15 protein-coding genes are annotated in these 17,111 nt (G+C 53.3%); 7 read left to right on the top strand and 8 right to left on the bottom strand.

Annotation, left to right across the window (positions count from 1 at the left end; all coding sequences use genetic code 11):
• The first annotated feature begins 8 nt into the window (after positions 1-8).
• Both hemW and LA756_RS16305 read left to right on the top strand, forming a co-directional pair.
• On the top strand, positions 9-1,136 hold the full coding sequence (gene hemW, locus LA756_RS16300) for a radical SAM family heme chaperone HemW (RefSeq protein ID WP_224435780.1): 1,128 nt from the start codon (positions 9-11) through the stop codon (positions 1,134-1,136).
• Between the two features lie 371 nt (positions 1,137-1,507).
• Positions 1,508-2,137 carry a pentapeptide repeat-containing protein gene (locus tag LA756_RS16305; RefSeq protein ID WP_224435781.1) on the top strand — a complete coding sequence of 210 codons (630 nt, stop codon included), beginning with the start codon at positions 1,508-1,510 and terminating at the stop codon, positions 2,135-2,137.
• 62 nt (positions 2,138-2,199) lie between these two features.
• On the opposite strand, the gene LA756_RS16310 is transcribed toward LA756_RS16305, so the two are convergent.
• The 6 genes from LA756_RS16310 to LA756_RS16335 all read right to left on the bottom strand — a co-directional run bounded on the left by LA756_RS16310 (position 2,200) and on the right by LA756_RS16335 (position 10,213).
• A complete protein-coding gene (locus LA756_RS16310; protein WP_224435782.1) occupies positions 2,200-3,636 on the bottom strand; it encodes a DUF1501 domain-containing protein in 1,437 nt (478 codons plus the stop codon).
• Entirely contained in the window at positions 3,636-6,680 is a 3,045-nt protein-coding gene (locus tag LA756_RS16315; protein ID WP_224435783.1) for a DUF1553 domain-containing protein, read from the bottom strand. Before LA756_RS16315 ends, LA756_RS16310 begins: the two co-directional genes overlap by 1 nt.
• A 315-nt stretch (positions 6,681-6,995) precedes the next feature.
• Positions 6,996-8,288 (bottom strand): beta-ketoacyl synthase, encoded by a 1,293-nt coding sequence (locus tag LA756_RS16320; RefSeq protein ID WP_224435784.1) that lies wholly within the window; start codon positions 8,286-8,288, stop codon positions 6,996-6,998.
• Positions 8,289-8,587: 299 nt separating this feature from the next.
• Positions 8,588-9,148, bottom strand: coding sequence for a beta-hydroxyacyl-ACP dehydratase (locus tag LA756_RS16325; protein ID WP_224435785.1), 561 nt, complete (start codon positions 9,146-9,148; stop codon positions 8,588-8,590).
• Between the two features lie 96 nt (positions 9,149-9,244).
• Entirely contained in the window at positions 9,245-9,631 is a 387-nt protein-coding gene (locus LA756_RS16330) for an acyl carrier protein (RefSeq protein ID WP_144969932.1), read from the bottom strand.
• 102 nt (positions 9,632-9,733) lie between these two features.
• On the bottom strand, positions 9,734-10,213 hold the full coding sequence (locus LA756_RS16335) for a 3-hydroxyacyl-ACP dehydratase FabZ family protein (RefSeq protein ID WP_224435786.1): 480 nt from the start codon (positions 10,211-10,213) through the stop codon (positions 9,734-9,736).
• 378 nt (positions 10,214-10,591) lie between these two features.
• Between LA756_RS16335 and nadA the strand changes: the two genes are divergently transcribed.
• From nadA to LA756_RS16360, 5 genes are all read left to right on the top strand, one after another.
• Positions 10,592-11,728, top strand: a complete 1,137-nt coding sequence (gene nadA, locus LA756_RS16340; protein WP_224435787.1) for a quinolinate synthase NadA — start codon at positions 10,592-10,594, stop codon at positions 11,726-11,728.
• Positions 11,729-11,933: 205 nt separating this feature from the next.
• Entirely contained in the window at positions 11,934-12,941 is a 1,008-nt protein-coding gene (locus LA756_RS16345; protein ID WP_224435788.1) for a hypothetical protein, read from the top strand.
• Between the two features lie 113 nt (positions 12,942-13,054).
• On the top strand, positions 13,055-13,306 hold the full coding sequence (gene rpmA, locus LA756_RS16350) for a 50S ribosomal protein L27 (RefSeq protein WP_224435789.1): 252 nt from the start codon (positions 13,055-13,057) through the stop codon (positions 13,304-13,306).
• Positions 13,307-13,430: 124 nt separating this feature from the next.
• A complete protein-coding gene (gene obgE / locus LA756_RS16355; protein ID WP_261362040.1) occupies positions 13,431-14,441 on the top strand; it encodes a GTPase ObgE in 1,011 nt (336 codons plus the stop codon).
• Complete coding sequence (locus LA756_RS16360) at positions 14,441-15,217, top strand: type III pantothenate kinase (protein WP_224435790.1); 777 nt, start codon at positions 14,441-14,443, stop codon at positions 15,215-15,217. The genes obgE and LA756_RS16360 overlap by 1 nt, the downstream gene beginning before the upstream one ends.
• Here LA756_RS16360 and LA756_RS16365 read toward each other — a convergent pair.
• Together LA756_RS16365 and gmd are read right to left on the bottom strand one after the other, a co-directional pair.
• Positions 15,214-16,125: an NAD(P)-dependent oxidoreductase gene (locus LA756_RS16365; protein ID WP_224435791.1), complete on the bottom strand. Its 912-nt coding sequence runs from the start codon at positions 16,123-16,125 to the stop codon at positions 15,214-15,216. The two genes, LA756_RS16360 and LA756_RS16365, sit on opposite strands and share 4 nt — an antisense overlap.
• The gene (gene gmd, locus LA756_RS16370) at positions 16,122-17,111 is read right to left on the bottom strand and encodes a GDP-mannose 4,6-dehydratase (protein WP_224435792.1); all 990 of its coding nucleotides are present in this window, start codon (positions 17,109-17,111) and stop codon (positions 16,122-16,124) included. The genes LA756_RS16365 and gmd overlap by 4 nt, the downstream gene beginning before the upstream one ends.

Raw genomic sequence — 17,111 nt, forward strand, 5'->3', positions numbered from 1 at the left:
TTCGTTCTATGATCCCGCCGCCTCGCAGTGCGTATATCCATGTTCCTTTCTGCACGCACCGCTGTGGATACTGCAACTTCACGGTAATCGCCGGTCGAAATGACCTGACAGGCGCTTACCTAGAAGCAATTGAAAAAGAACTTCAGCTTCTCGAAAAGCCGTACGAAGTCGACACACTTTTTCTCGGAGGTGGGACGCCAACGCATCTGTCGCCGAGTGAACTGGAATGCCTACTCAAGCTGGCTTCGCAATGGTTTCCGCTGAGCAAAGATGCTGAGCTTAGTGTCGAGGCGAACCCAATCGACATCACCGCTGAGAAAGTGGACGTACTCCAAGCTGCCGGAGTCAATCGAGTCAGTCTTGGCGTGCAGTCCTTTCGCGATAAGAAACTGAAACTCTTAGAACGCGATCACGACGAACGCCAAATTAAAGATGCCATCGAGCTGATTCTCCCCAAGATTCCCAACCTGGGGATCGATCTCATTTTTGCGACCCCAGACGAATCGCTACAGCAGTGGGAGGAAGACCTGCGCAAGGCGATCGACCTTGGTGTTCCGCACATTTCTACTTATGGGCTCACATTTGAAAAAGGAACGACGTTCTGGAATCGACTGCGTCATGACCAACTCGCCGAAGTTGACGAAGAGATTCAGCGAGACATGTACTTGTCGGCAATCGCTCAACTGACCGCCGCTGGTAGGGAGCATTACGAAGTTTCCAATTTCGCAAAGCCGAAGCATTTCAGCCGACACAACATGCAGTATTGGCTCGGGAAAAGATATTTTGCCGCTGGCCCAGGCGCATCGCGGCATGTCGGGATGACTCGCGAAACGAATCATCGTAGCACCACCACCTACATCCGCAGAATGCAACAAGGCCAGTCTCCAGTGGCAGAACAGGAAGTGCTCAGCCAGGAAATCAAGGCCAGGGAAATGCTCGCTTTTGGTTTAAGAATGATCTCAGGCCTACACATTCCCACCTTCCAGAAGGATACAGGAATGACTCCATGGGACTTATGTAGGGCAGAAATTGATCACTTCTTGGAGCTAGACCTACTAACGTACCGTTATGAGCGCTTACGATTAACGCGTAAAGGACTACTCGTCGCCGATGCCATTTGCGTCGAGCTCTTTTAGCCTTCGACAGCACAATACGCTGCAATACGCCCTTTACACACTCGCTCCGGGGGACATCCGGGCATCTGCAAACTATAAGCCTACTACCATTTCAAATATGGAATATTGGCTCTATCTAATATTTTGTTCTTTGTGACGAAGAACGAATCAAGTAAGGTGAATAAGTGTGGTGCGAAAAGATTTTTCGATCGCCACACGAAACTCTCCCTACTGAATTTGGTTCAACCTGAAGAGCTCTCGACGAAAGAAGCGTTAGACGGCTCTTCCTCTACGGAACAAAAAAAGTCGAGGCGTCGATTTTGTCGTCGCTGGGCCGTTCCCCTGCGACGTCACACCCCCAATTTTTGGCCAGTAACCCTGGGAGTGACGCCATGATTCAGATTAAGCATCGCAGCACCGGCGAAGTGCTGTACGAGGTCGATGCAGATACGCTTGCGGGCGCAAAGCTCGTCGGCAAGAACCTTGCCGGCGCTGACCTCTCTTCGCTCGTACTTCGCAACTGCGTCTTCGATAGCGATAACCTTGATGAGGTATCCTTCGAGAATTCGGATCTGGAAGGAGCCAGTTTCATGGGTGCCAGTGTGAAGCATGCCTGCTTCGATGGTGCCAACATGGTCGGCGTTGTCATGACCGACGCGATCCTCAATGAGTCTTCATTGAAGAATGTTAACTTGAGCAAAGCGAACATGCGTTACGCCAAGCTTCACAACTGCAATCTTTCCTCAGCACGGCTTGTTGAAGCCGATATCAGCATGTGCGACTTGCGCTGCGATATGCCTCGGACAAATCTTACGAGAGCTGACCTGCGGGGCGCAAATTTGACAGGGGCCGATCTCACGAATGCCAAAGTCGACGAAGCAAACTTTACCGATGCTTCGATGACCGATGCCCATCTTGAGGGCTGCTACGTAGAAAGAGCCATTAACGCGTGTGCTAAGCACAAGCCCTTCAAAGCCAAGCCGCACGTCATTAAGCGTCCCTGGTGGATGGTTTGGGCATAGACATAGACGCTGCTTAAAGAACTTGTCCTCTCACAGAACCGAGAGGGCAAGTTGGCGCATAGCTACACCAAAATCTTTTCGACGATGTTCCCGTGCACGTCGGTAAGTCGAAAATCACGACTTTGAAAACGATACGTAAACTTCTCGTGATCGATCCCTAAGAGATGCAGCAGGGTCGCGTTGAGATCGTGCACATGAACAGGGTCGGACGTGATGTTATAGCCAAACGGATCTGTGGACCCGAGCTCGAAGCCAGGTCGAACGCCAGCCCCAGCGAGCCACATCGTAAAACATCGACTATGGTGGTCTCGACCGTAATCTCCCGAATCCGTCTTTCCTTGAGCATATGCGGTTCGCCCAAACTCTCCGCCCCAAACGACAAGCGTATCTTCCAGCAGGCCAAGGCGGCTTAAATCGTTAACTAATGCAGCGGAGGCTTGATCGGTGTCTCGACACTGAAGCGGCAGTTCGGTGTTCAAGCTTCGGTGCTGATCCCAGCCTCGATGAAACAGCTGAATGAACCGAACGTCTCGCTCCGCAAGCCGGCGTGCTAGTAAACAATTCGCCGCATAGGTGCCTGGCTTTCTTACATCTTCGCCATAGGAAGCGATAATCGACTCAGGCTCGCTTGAAAAATCGGTCAGACTTGGAATCGACATCTGCATACGATATGCCATCTCGTATTGAGCAATGCGACTCTCAATCTCAGGATCGCCGACGGCAGCGGCTTGGCGTTCGTTCAGTTGTGTAATCGTATCAATAACGCGGCGGCGGTCACGCATGGAAACACCCCTGGGGTTGTTCACATACAAGACTGGGTCGCCACTTCCCCGGAACCGAACACCTTGATATTTTGACGGCAGGAATCCGCTCGACCACAAACGATCGAAGACTGGCTGCTGATCAAGCTTGGCACTCCCCTGCGATACCAAAACGACGAACGACGGCAGGTCGTTGCTTTCACTACCCAAGCCATAGCTAAGCCAACTTCCCAAGCTAGGGCGTCCTGGAAGCTGATGCCCGCTAACGAGCAGCGTTAACCCTGGGTCATGATTGATCGCCTCTGTGTGCATGGAACGTATGCGGCACATCTGATCCGCGATACCTGCCTGGTGAGGAACAAGCTCGCTAAACCACATTCCCGACTTTCCGTGTCGAGCAAATGCAAACTTGCTTGGCGTCAACGGAAGCATGTCTTGTTCGGATGTCATCGTCGTCAGGCGTTGTCCCATACGCACCGACTCTGGCAACTCCTCTCCCGCCATCTGCTGAAGGGCCGGCTTATAGTCGAACAGATCGTGCTGCGACGGGGCCCCTGACTGACAAAGATAGATGACGCGTTTCACTTTCGCCGGAAAGTGCGGAATGGTCGCTTCACTCGCCGAGAGAGGACCTGCCGAAAGCGCATGAAGCCCAAAAGCTCCAAGCGAAACGCCTGCCGAACTGAGAAAAGACCGCCTCGTTTGACGGTCGGCGAATTGCTGAAATTCGTGTTCCATCAGGGTGTCATCACCGCTTCATCCAGGTTAAACATCGCGTGGCACACGATCGTCATCGCAGCTAATCGCGGACTCGCTACCACTTTTTTATCTCCTAAGGATAAAAGCTGCTGCATCGACTCTGGATCGTTCTCGTATCGTTCCAATTCCTGGTCGTATAGCTTGCGCAGCATTCCAAGCTCGTCCGATTGCAATGGACGGGAAACGATTCGTAAAAAGGCTTCTTCGATGGTGCGATCGATTTGATTTGGTTGAATCGATAAAAGATCCGCAGCTAAAACCTTAGCAGCTTCTACAAACGTTACGTCATTCAGCAGAACCAAAGCTTGAATCGGCGTATTGGTCCGACTACGTGTCGCGGTACAAACTTCTCGATTCGGAGCATCAAATGCTGCCATGTTGGGAGGCGGACTGGAACGCTTCCAATAGGTGTACAAGCTACGCCGATAAAGCCGTTCCCCTTGATCCCGAACGTATCGTTGAGCCGTGTATTCAGCCCCCTTGGAAAGTTCCTCCCACAAACCTTCCGGCTGATAAGGCTTCACGCTGACGCCACCCATGGTTCGCACCAGCAAGCCACTAGCCGCCAAGGCTTGATCACGAATTTCTTCTCCGGACAATCGAAGACGCGGCCCTCTTCCAAGCAGGCGATTTTCAGGATCGTCTGCATACTCGGCACGCCCTACCTGACTCGATTGACGATAGGTTTGACTCGAAGCGATTAAACGATGTAAGTGTTTAAGATCCCACCCGCTTTGAACCAACTCACTCGCTAAATAATCGAGCAGCTCCGGATGACTCGGCAATGCTCCACGTGTTCCGAAGTCGTCGACCGTCTGCACAAGCCCGGTGCCAAAATAGTGCTGCCAGGCACGATTAGCCACCACACGCGCGGTGAGTGGATTCTTGGCATCGACCAACCATTTCGCTAATTCAAGACGCCCCTTCGGACCATCAGGAACGCCACCAAAGATTTGTTTAGGAACACCAGGCTTAACGACGTCACCAAGCTGATCCCACTCACCACGCTTCCGAATATGCGTCGTCCTCGGCTCGTCGCGTTCACGCATCACCATGGTTTCTGGAAACTGTCGTTTAAGAAGCTCGATCTTCCGCTCTGTATCTTCCAAGCGTGCTTCTAGACGAACGAAATCTCCATTCGTTTCGCGTAGATAGAACTTCTTGAGCCGCAGCGATTCCGCTTCCGTTCGATCGCGGGGCGACTTGGACAACAAGGCCGAGATTGGGTCCTCTTCCGAAAACGTCCGAACTTCCGCGTCCGACCATGTTGCTGCATCGACGCGCACGTTGTCCAACAGTCCGCGTATCTGCAGGAAACTAATACCGGGGTCCCCGGCAGCGACCTCCAACATTGTTTCGTCGTCCGTCGAATCATCCCGCGTCCACGTGAGTGATTTGCCATTCACCCAGACTTTCGATTGCTTGGGCGTTTCGTGATCAATCGCATAAGCCAAATGCTGCCAGACATTCGTTGTCCAGGCCTCGGCCGATGCTTGCCAGGCTTCCGTTGAACCATCTTCCGAGACATGCCTCAGCAAAAAGGTCTCGGCCGTTTGTACGAGCTCTAGTTGCTCTCCATTTTCCGCGATCCAATGAAAAAGAACCTGCGGCCGCGAGATGGTCGGATAGATCCATGCCGAAACAGAAAGATTGACGGGCAACTCTTGCCGCAACGCTAACTTCACGTCGCCGCCTGCGAGAATCGCATTGCCTTGTTTGCCGGGAACCAACGTTATGTCCCCCACGACTTCTACGCCACCAGAAGTCTTCTCATCATGATTGAAGCTCAGCTTCGCAAGCATGTTTGCTTCTGATACCACCTCCGCTCGCCCTTCTTCGCGGGCGGTAGACTCCCATTCCAGCATCTGCGGTTGAGGCGTAGTCATATAGTCGGCATACGACTGTCGCCACTTTTGGAGCTCTTGCTGCAAACCAGCCAATTGACGCTGCTGTTCGCGAGTCGGGCTAAGGATGACCGGACCTGCGTTCCCCTGCTCTCCATCCAACCCCTTTTCGTCGATGTTGTCGAAGAACGCGGCAAGCTGATAATAATCTCGCTGAGAAATTGGATCGTACTTATGATCGTGACACTGAGCACATCCAAGCGTCATGCCTAGCCATACAGTGCCAGTCGTGTTAACTCGATCGACGACGTAAGCGTGTCGGTACTCTTCGTCAAACGCTCCATTCTCATCGTTGATCGGAACGTTGCGGTGAAATCCTGTTGCCGTCAGTTGATCGATCGTCGGTCTCGGCAACAAGTCGCCAGCAATCTGCTCGATGGTGAACTGATCGAATGGCATATTCTCGTTGAGGGCCTGAATGACCCACTCGCGATAACGCCACATATCGCGATGACTATCGACGTTGTAACCGTGAGTGTCGGCGTAGCGGGCCAAGTCGAGCCACTGCCTGGCGAAGTTCTCTCCATACGCAGAAGAAGCGAGTAACCGGTCGATCACTTTTCGCTCGGCGTCTTCTGAATCGTCAGCGACGAATGCCACGATCTCGCCTGTTGTCGGCGGAAGACCTGTCAGATCAAACGTGACTCGCCGCAGCCAAGCATACTTATTTGCTGGCGGTGAGGGATCACGATGGTTTGCTTCTAACTTGGCAAGTGTGAAATAATCGATCCCGTTCCGCGGCCATTGCTTCTGTTTGACCTCGGGAAACTCTGGCCGCCTTACCGGCTGGAGACTCCACAGATCTTCCCACTCGGCCCCTTGCTCGATCCACCTTTTAAGCGTGGCAATCTCCGACAAGCTTGGCTGGTGTTTTGACGCAGGTGGAGGCATGCGTACGCCAGGGTCGCTTGAAATCAAGCGTTGGTAAAGCTCGCTTTCAAGCGGGTTCCCAGGCGTGATCTGTCGCAATGCGGAATCACTTTGATCAAGTCGGAGGTCCGCTTTTCGCGTTGCCGCATCAGGGCCATGGCATTCATAGCAATGCTGAGCAAGAATCGGCTGTACTTCTTCCGCAAATGAGATCCTGGGAAGTTCCGCGCGCAGCGTTTGAATGGACATCAGCGCAAACGCTGAGACCATCGCCGAACGAACTACCCAAACACCTAAAAGACGCACAGCCACCCTAAGCCAATCGGAAAGAAAGACACCTCTCTTTCATCATATACGCCAAGGGGGAATTACGTCCAAGAGTAAGCCTGGTGGCTTTTCTTCGCCGGCGAGGCAGGTCCGATCGTAACGATTACGCGAATTGCCGTGCGATCAAAGCTCGATCCCGCGCAGCAATGCCTCCATTGGTTGGCAGCCCTCCACGAAAAAATGGCGAGACCCCAAGAGAGGTCTCGCCGTTTAAAGTGTCTCAATTAATCTGCTTAACTAGCCGTTGAACCGGCTGAGTGCCAGCGTAATATTCTGGCCGCCGAAGCCGAAGCTGTTGTTCAACGCGATGTCAACTTTCGCTTCGCGAGCCTCGTTTGGCACGTAATCCAAATCGCAATTGTCGTCCGGATTTTCGTAGTTGATCGTTGGAGGCAAAACGTTATCACGAATGGCCAGCATGCAAACAATCGCTTCCGTCACGCCAGCGGCGGCAATCAAGTGCCCCATCATGCTCTTGGTGCTGGAAACGGGAATTTTCTTGGCCCATTCTTCACCGAACGCTTCCTTACAGCAAAGCGTTTCAACTTTATCGTTGACGGTGGTGCTTGTCCCATGAGCATTCACGTAGTTGACGCTTTCAGGGCCAATGCCGGCATCCTGCATCGCCATCTTCATACAGGCAATCCCACCGCGTCCTTCTGGATGCGTGTCCGTGATACGGAACGCATCGGCGGTGGTACCGTAACCGATGATTTCGCCGAAGATTGTCGCGCCGCGAGCCTTGGCATGCTCGAGTTCTTCGAGAACCACCATCGACGCGCCTTCACCGAGGACGAATCCGTCCCGTTCACGATCGAAGGGACGTGACGCCTTGGTGGGCTCGTCGTTGCGTGTCGAAAGCGCAGTCAGCAGATTGAACCCCGTTACACCAAACGGATGAATCATCGAATGAGCTCCGCCGGAGAGCATCACGTCGACAGTGCCACGCTTAATCAATTCGCGTGCTTCACCGATTGCCTGACTCGAAGCGGCACAAGCGGTCAGACAGTTGAGGTTTGGTCCCTGGGCGTTGAAGAGCGAAGCAAGATGCCCACATGGCATGCTTGGATCTTGCTCCATTTCACGCTGCGAATCGAGCGTTGCCAGTCCCTTTTTGATGAACGCAGACTTATCCCAATCACCGTTGCCGCTGCTGATCGCGGCGACCACCATGTTGGTGAACGTATGGAAGTCTTGGTCGCCTTCGCCACAGCCCAGATAAACACCGAAGCGCGTCGGATCCTTGATCACATCCAGCACGCCGGAAGATTCAACGGCTTGCTTGGCAGCACCAACCGCGAAGCGAGTATGACGCCCTGCTTTTTCCCAATCTTCAATCTTCTCGCCGCACTTCGAGACGTCCCAGTCCTTCACTTCCGCTGAGATCTTGGTGGGAAAGTTCGAAGCGTCGAAAATGCTGGTATAGCCGACGCCTGAAGCTCCTTCTTTCAGGCCCTTCCAGACCGTTTCCACATCGTGCCCCATGGGATTGACCATGCCGACACCGGTGACAACGACTCGCCTAGTCATAGAAGATTCTCTCTGCACAGGAAGCAATATGGACGACCAGATTAGGCCGACCGGGCTGATTATTCTATTGTATCTCGCCGTTTGGGCGGGGTCGCCACCCTAACGGCGGCAGTTGGATTGGATGCTGAAAATTCGCCAAATGTTACATGCATCGCCAGCTGCTAGCGATACCAGTGCGACGGCGTCGCTTACGTGTTGCGATGTTCCCTACGTTAAGCCTGATCGGCGATTTTTCCCCTGAAGGTTGGGAAATTCTGGGGCAGTCGCAGGATCGCAGGCGAAACGTCGGCGGCTTGACGTTACGGATTCGGCTCTAACGTGGATGGAGCACGAGCCGCTGTACACTCCGCTTCAAGCATGTATTCTGGCGGCTGAAGAGGCGAGCCGTCCTTTGCTTTGCCTACATCGTATAGCTTTAGCAGTCGTAGCATGGCGAGGAAGTCGGCGGGAAAGAACAACTCGCGATTCTGATGATCTTTATCGCTCAAATGGGCGAAGAACATCTCGACTTCTGCGTGAAGCTGATCCCCTTTGTGGCTTGTCGCCGAAATGTAGGCGCCATTCTCACGTATGTCGTTCATCGTGACCGAATAGGTCAGCTGATCGCCGGGGTGTGCCGAGCAGTGAAACGTCGCTTTGGCGACTTTCGCCAGCACAACACGTTCACGGAAGTCGTATACTTCACCGGCTAAAAGGCCACCCGTCTGAGCAATGCCTTCGATCACCAACGAATGCGGCATGACCGGCAAAAAGAGAAAGTGGTCGTGCAGGTGATCCTCGGCCAACGAGACACACTTGACCGACTTGGCCGACTTGCCACTCTCGAATTCGATGAACTTGTCGATCCAAAACCAGCGCATCCCGAAGGTCCCTTCGACTTCACTTGGGCACAATTACAAATCGGCCCGTCAACGCGCAGTCGACGGACCGAAGTTTGATTACCGTGCCGAAACCACTTAGGCCAGCTTCGACTTAACGTAGCTGCACATATCGTTGACGGTCAGCAGGTTACCGAAGTCAGAAACGACCGGGTTTGCTTCGAACTTGCTCAGATCGGCAAACGGCATGCGTTTCTTCAGTTCGGCCAAACCTTCGTCGGTGACTTTGCCACCCTGAACATATTCGGCGTTGGTCAGAATGTCTTCCGGGAACAATTCGTCACGCGGAATAGTAATGCCAAAAGCCTTTTCCAGGCGGAACACGATGTCCAGGAAGTCAATCGACTCGGCACCCAGATCGCCGACCATGGTGGCCTCCGGTACCACTTCTTCCTCGTCAACGCCCAGGGCGTCTACCAAGGCTTCGCGGACCTTTTCAAAAACTTCGTCATCCGAGGGTGCCATAATTTCTTGCTCTCCGACTGGGAAAAGACTGGCTGTAAGTTGCTTGAAAAACGTTGCCCTACGCGGCAATTCGCAAGTCGCACGCACGACCGCGGAAGCTGCTTATACCGACGCTTTCTGGCGATACAGCAGGTTGTATTGATTTTTCAAAATCCGGATCGCATTCAGATCCGAACTGTTCGGTTCGTCGGTTCCCGACGAGTTATAACTTTCCAGGACAATCCGCGAACTGACCGCCACACTGCCGTTCAATTCGCCGGACACCTTCAGCGAGGCCAGGTTTCCGTCCATCTTGACCAACTCGGCCTTCACGATCAGCATCTCACCGGGTTCGACGAAGTTGCCGTACTTCACGTTACGGGCTTCTTTCAACACCGTCAGGCTGTGGCTGAAGTTGTTCGTGACGCGAACCAACCAAGCTCCCGTTTGGGTCATTGCTTCCAGCATCAATACGCCCGGCATGACCGGGAAACGCGGGAAGTGATCTTGTAAGTACTCTTCGGCCAACGTCAAACATTTGACCGCTGAAATCCGCTCGCCGGGATGAATCTCCGAGATTTGATCGATCAGACTGAACTTCATCTCAGCTCACTAGCGTCACGAATTTTCAAAAAGGTACTTACTGACCTACCGCCGGGAAATTAAAGCTTAGCAGTATACCTAGCCAATCTCACCCTCACAAGTTCACAACCCCCTGCCGCAAAGCGGTTTTCGGGCGAAACAAGTGCCAGCATTGATGCTGCTAACCTAAGAAATTCAAGTCACTTACGATAGATCACTTCCCCGACATCACGTAATTTCACGAATTCACTGCCATATATAAGGTCTTCGCCGGCCAGTGCGTGGGTGGGTTAACTGGCCACCGACGCCTATAATACTCGGTAGTTTCGGTCCCTTCCGAAGCCAATTCCCCCAACCACGCGGATGCCAATCAACACTTGGCGCCTGAGAGAGCCCATCATGTCGACTGTTTCCCTGGGATCCTTCGATTTCGCCCCTTATCGATCCCTTTCCAACGAAGAGCTTACCGATCGCATCCAGAAGATCCGCGATCAAATGGGAGACAAGCTGCTGATCTTGGGGCACCACTATCAGCAGGATGAAGTAATCGAGCTTTCCGACCTTCGCGGCGACAGCTATCAGCTGAGCAAAATGGCTGCCGAGAGCAGCGATTGCCGCTTTATCGTGTTCTGCGGCGTCCACTTCATGGCGGAAACGGCCGACATCTTGGCAAATCGCCCCGAAAAGGTCGCAGAACGCGACGGCCAACGCGTCACGGTTGTCTTGCCAGATATGGCTGCTGGGTGCTCCATGGCCGATATGGCTGCTATCGATCAAGTTGAAAATGCCTGGGAGGACTTGGGTGAAGTAATTGACACAAATGATATCACTCCAGTCACTTACATCAATTCCGCAGCCAGCCTGAAGTCTTTCGTAGGCAAGCACGGTGGAATCGTCTGCACCTCCAGCAATGCCGACAAAGCTCTGAAATGGGCTTTCAATCGAACGAGCCGCGTTCTGTTCTTTCCTGATCAACATCTCGGACGAAACACGGCCCTGACGATGGGCATTACTGAAGATCAGATGCCGGTCTGGAACCCGTACGCCGGCGACCTGGGAGGTAGTACCGAGGCGCAACTCGTTGATAGCAAAGTAATTCTGTGGCAAGGCCACTGCAGCGTTCACCAGATGTTCAAAAAAGAACATGTCGACGCGTTCCGCCAGAATCACGCAGGAATCAAGATCCTGGTTCACCCGGAATGCATGCGGGAAGTCAACGAAATCGCAGACGTATCCGGATCGACAGGCAAGATCATCGAAACGGTTCGCAACGCTCCCGCAGGCACCAAATGGGCAATCGGCACCGAGCTCCACTTGGTCAATCGGCTCAAGAAGGAACACCCCGAGCAGGAGATTCATTTCCTCAGCCCAGTGGTCTGCATGTGTGCGACCATGTATCGGATTGATTTGGCCCACCTGTGCTGGTCCCTCGAGAATCTGGCCGCGGGAACGCCAGTGAACGAGATCCACGTCGATGACGAAACGGCTCAATGGTCGCGGGTAGCGTTGGAAAGAATGCTTGAGGTTTCGGCATAATCGCTCCAACCCGCCCCATGGTCATTCGGATGACGACGGTCAGGGTACCTCTCGGGGGCCCATTCCGAGAGAACCTAACCTCAAAAGGCCCAAAAACTTGACGCCTGTTAATTTGGGCAACTATATTAGACTTTGAGATAAAATCGGACGGCGCCACTGCGCCTTCACCGTACGAGTTCCTTTTCCCATCTCCAGGCGTTTCCGCATGACAGTTGCAACCATTCGCACTCGGTTTCTGCTTCTACTGACGATGCTCATGACCTGCTCGGTCATTTCGTCTCCTCTTGCAACAGCAGCAGCCCCCGAAGAAAGCAACGACGCTGCTGGCGATGCCATTCGCCTAGCCCAGGCCAACCCGCCCAATCGGAAGTTTGTCGATGGCGTTTTGACTACGATTCCGATGAAGTTCAACGCTCAAGACACATTCTCGAACCCTGAGCAATATCGGGACATCCTGGAAGGTATTCCCAATTTGGATTGGACACCCAACTTCCTGGCCGACACGCGAACTCTGAAGGCCATGGCTAGCAAAGTCATCTATCGTCGCGATATTTGGGGCCTGGAATTCTCGTTCAAACCAATTCGCATGATCGAAGTCGACGTCCCTCAACCGAGCGGAAAACTACAGAAAAAGCTGATCTGGTACATGGTTTACAAAGTCACCAACCATGGCGATCCGCTTCGTCACGTCCCTGTCAAAGATCAATTCGAGAACGTGAAATTCGAAGTTCAGCAGATCGAAGGCTTGCCAGCAGCTCCGGTTCGCTTCTTCCCTCGATTTGTCCTTGAAACGAAGGACACTCGGGAAAAGAAGGAGTACCTGGACCGCATTATCCCGTCTGCTGTCGATAAGATTGCGGAACGCGAAACTGGCGGCAGCAAGCTTTATAATACGGTTGAAATCAGCCGATTTGACATTCCTGTCACCACGGAAGATGAAGACAACAGCATCTGGGGTGTTGTGACATGGGAAGATGTCGATCCTGAAACCGACTTCTTCAGCATCTATATCGATGGCTTGACGAATGCTTTCCGCTGGAAAGACTCCGACGAAAAAATCGATGCGAGTGCTAACCCCCTTTCTTACCGAGATTACGAGCAAAAGACGCTGAAACTCAACTTCTGGCGTCCTGGCGATCGTCTCGAAGAAAACGAACGGGAAATCCGGTTCGGTTCGCCTGGGGAGGTTGACTACGAGTGGATCTTTCGATAAAAAACTAGTTTCCCCTGGGCATGCTACCGCACCCTGGGGGCCATAAGATCCATCGAGCAAGCTATCGCCGCATGTTTTTCGCGGCCCTATAAGATACCTCAGGAGCAGATGTCATGGCCCATAAGAAAGGTCAAGGTTCTAGCCGCAACGGTCGCGATTCTAACCCACAGTACCGTGGCGTTAAGAAGTATGGCGGCCAGGCTGTGAAAGCTGGCAGCATTATCGTTCGCCAACTGGGCACCAAGTTCCGTGCTGGCAAGAACGTTGGCATGGGCAAGGACTACACCTTGTTCGCTTTGACTGACGGCACCGTGATGTTTGACCAAGGCAGCCGTCGCGTCAACATCGTCGTGGAAGCCAACTAGGCGAATCGCCCTTCCCTGCCGGGAAGCTTAGGCGAACGATTCGCAAAAGATAAGACATGGTAGGGATGGCCTAATCGGGCCATCCCTATTTTTATTCCATTCGCGCGAAGGTGAATCACCATCCATGTTTGTCGATCGGGTACAAATCGAAGTCGAAGCGGGCGCTGGCGGCAATGGCTGCTCCAGCTTCCGACGCGAACGATACATTCCCAAAGGCGGTCCCGATGGTGGTGACGGCGGCGACGGTGGAAGCATTATCATCGTTGCCGAAGAAGGCGTGAACAGCCTCGTTCAGCTAGCCCATCAACATCATTGGCGTGGCAAACGAGGCAGCCACGGAAGCGGCGCCAATCGTACAGGTCGCAAAGGCGAAGACGTCATCATCAAAGTGCCGCCAGGTACCGTCGTGATTGATGCAAAGGAAAACTTCGTCCTGAAAGACCTCGCTAACGACGGCGATCAATTAGTCGCCGCGCGCGGTGGCAAAGGTGGCCGCGGCAACTTAAGCTTCAAATCGAGCACCAACCGGGCGCCGCGCGAATGCCAGCCTGGTGATCCTGGCGAAAAACGATTGCTTTCACTCGAGTTGAAATCGATTGCCGACGTCGGCCTGATTGGCAAACCAAACGCGGGCAAAAGCACGCTCCTCTCTCGACTCTCGCGTGCCCGTCCTGAGATTGCGGACTATCCCTTCACAACCAAGTTTCCGAACCTTGGCCAAGTCCAGATCGACATGGACACGACGTTCATCATGGCCGATATTCCAGGGCTAATCGAAGGCGCCGCAGAAGGCGTCGGCCTGGGCCATGAATTTCTTCGACATGTCGAACGAGCAGGACTCTTAGTTCACCTAGTTGAACCATCACCAGTAGATGGCACCGATCCGCTAGAGAACTACCACTCCATCCGGAAGGAACTGGAAGCTTATAATCCGAAACTGGCTGCCCGTCCAGAAGTCGCTTGCGTGACCAAAGCCGAGCTACCTGATGCAGAGGACTTCCACGCCAAGCTTCAATCGGAACTCGGGCGTGACGTATTCCTGATCTCAGCAGTCACTGGACAAGGATTGAATGAAATGATTCGGCACGTCGCCACGCAGTTGGAGGCCGCCAAAAACGAAACGGAAGGTGCCTAGTGCCGGTTGACTCTCTCATCGCTGTCGACATTGGCAATACGCGAGTGCACTTTGCTCGTTTCGAGAACTTCAACGCTCAGGAAGTCACGGCGCCGGTTTCGACTTACTCTTATTCGACCTATTCGTCCGACATTCAAGGGCTTCGCGACTGGCTGACAGAAAACAAGCTGCCCTGGTATGCGGTCAGTGTCCATAGATCGGCGCTCGCTTCGCTTGAAGCCTTCTCGAAAATCGAACCGCGCGTTCATTCATTCCTCGCTTTTGACTGCTCTCGGCTACCGATCGAAATTGGTCTCGAAGCTTCGGAGAAGATTGGCCTCGACCGTCTCGCGGCAGCCGTTGCCGTAAATCACCTGCGAGAAAGTGATCGCGCCGCGATTGTCGTCGATGCGGGAACAGCGATTACCGTTGATGCCGTCTCCAGCGAAGGCAAGTTCGTCGGGGGCGCTATTCTTCCCGGAATGCGTACTAGCGCGAAAGCATTGGCATCACAGACCGATGCCCTCCCACATATCACCGTTGACCTAGAGAACAAACCGGTCGCGATCGGGACCAACACGACCGAAGCGATGCAAAGCGGACTTTTCTGGGGTTCTGTCGGTGCCGTTCGAGAAACAATTCGTAGAGTCTCGGAGCAACTCGACTCAAAGAAACCACCGCAAATCTTCTTTAGCGGCGGCGACGTCAATTATCTTGCACCTTGGATCGACTTAGAGATCGAAACGATTGACCACTTGGTTTTGCGTGGTGTCGCGTTGGCGGCCCAAACGATTTAGCCTGCTGCCTTCACGCTGCGATAAACGCCTTCCAACGTCTCCCGAAGTGAAATTCGCTGAAGTGGCCCAATCGCTTCATGCAACTTAGTCACGTTAGCAATCGGCTGCTGAGATGCTTCCAGCTTTTCGGCCGAGACTTCGACCGCTTGCCCACGAATCGCACAAAGTGTGTCCCAAATGTCGGCCGTTGTGACCGGTTGCCCACTGCCTACGTTAAACGTTTCACCAAGCGAAGCCTTCTCGGCGAGCATCCGATAGATGCGGACAACGTCTCGTACGTCGCTCAAGTCAAGTGACGTGTTCAGCGAGCGAACCACTTGAGGTCCTTCAGCGGACGCCACTTTCTGACACCATTCTGGGACCAAATAGATCGAGCTCTGATTGGGGCCAGTATGGTTAAATGCCCGAGCGATAATAACTTTCAGCCCGTCGGAAATTCGATCCCGCAACAGATTCTCTGCCGCCCACTTACTGTGAGCGTAGCCACCCTTCGGCTGCAGAACGTCATCCTCCTTAGCCCATGGCTGATCGGCGGTTCTGCTGCCGTACACTTTGCTGCTGCTGATGAACAAAATCCTAGGCTCAGAAGGTAGCGCTAATGCCAGCTCTGCGACGTGTCGCGTCCCAAGAATATTGACGGCTTTGCACTGCTCGGTCGGTAAGTCATCTCCGCAACTGCCGGGGTGGCTCATCGCTGCGAGATGATAAATCACATCGGGAGCAAACGACTTAAGCGTGTCGATAATCGAAGGCGTTGCAGGCTGAGAAATTTCCCACTTCAGGTCGACAGGAGAAGCAGCAGACTGGCTTCCGACATAGGTACCACACACGTCATCGCCACAAGACCGCAAGTAGGTCGCGAGATGCTGACCAGCGAACCCGTTGATGCCGGTGATCAGTGCTTTCACAATACGCCTTTACACCACTTTAGCTCGTTTTCTACTCGCTGCATGTCCGTGTCGACCATCAAGTGGACCAACTCTTCAAAGGTTGTCTTCGGCTTCCAACCGAGTTCTTCACAAGCTTTCGTAGCATCACCGCAGAGTGTATTCACGTCTGCCGGCCGATAAAACCGCTCATCAACGACAACGTACTTTTCCCAGTCGAGCCCGACGCGCTCGAAGGCAACCTGGCATAGTTCGCGGACGGTGTGCTTGATTCCGGTCGAAACAACATAATCGTCAGGCGTCTTGGCTTGCAGCATCAGCCACATCGCTTCGACATAATCCCCTGCAAATCCCCAGTCTCGCTCCGCATCGAGATTCCCCAGTCGCAGTTCTTCCTGAACTCCCTGAGCAATCCGAGCCGCCGCGTCGGTAACCTTACGAGTTACAAACTCTAATCCACGTAGCGGCGATTCATGGTTGAATAAAATGCCGCTGCAAGCGAAGAGGTTGTAGCTTTCGCGATAGTTAACCGTCATCCAGTGACCATACATTTTCGACACACCGTAAGGGCTGCGAGGCCAAAATGGCGTGTACTCGTCTTGTGGCTCTTCATAAACCTTCCCAAACATCTCACTACTAGATGCCTGGTAAAAACGAATGTTCGTATCGACCGTCCGAACCGCTTCCAGAATTCGCGTTACCCCCAGCGCAGTAACTTCGCCGGTTAGGATTGGCTGATCGAAGCTGGTCGGGACGAAGCTTTGGGCTGCTAGATTGTAGACCTCAGTCGGCTGAACATGCTCAAGCAAACGATTGAGGGCCATCTGATCGAGCAAGTCGCCTTGATGCAATTCGATCTTATCCGTCAAATCAGCAATTCGCTCAAATGGCAAAGTACTGCCACGACGAACCATTCCATGAACGGTGTAGCCTTTGGCGAGCAGGAACTTGGCGAGATAGGCTCCGTCCTGCCCGGTGATTCCAGTAATAAGTGCAACGCGCGACAT

This window comes from Bremerella sp. TYQ1, assembly GCF_020150455.1.
Classification (GTDB): domain Bacteria; phylum Planctomycetota; class Planctomycetia; order Pirellulales; family Pirellulaceae; genus Bremerella; species Bremerella volcania_A.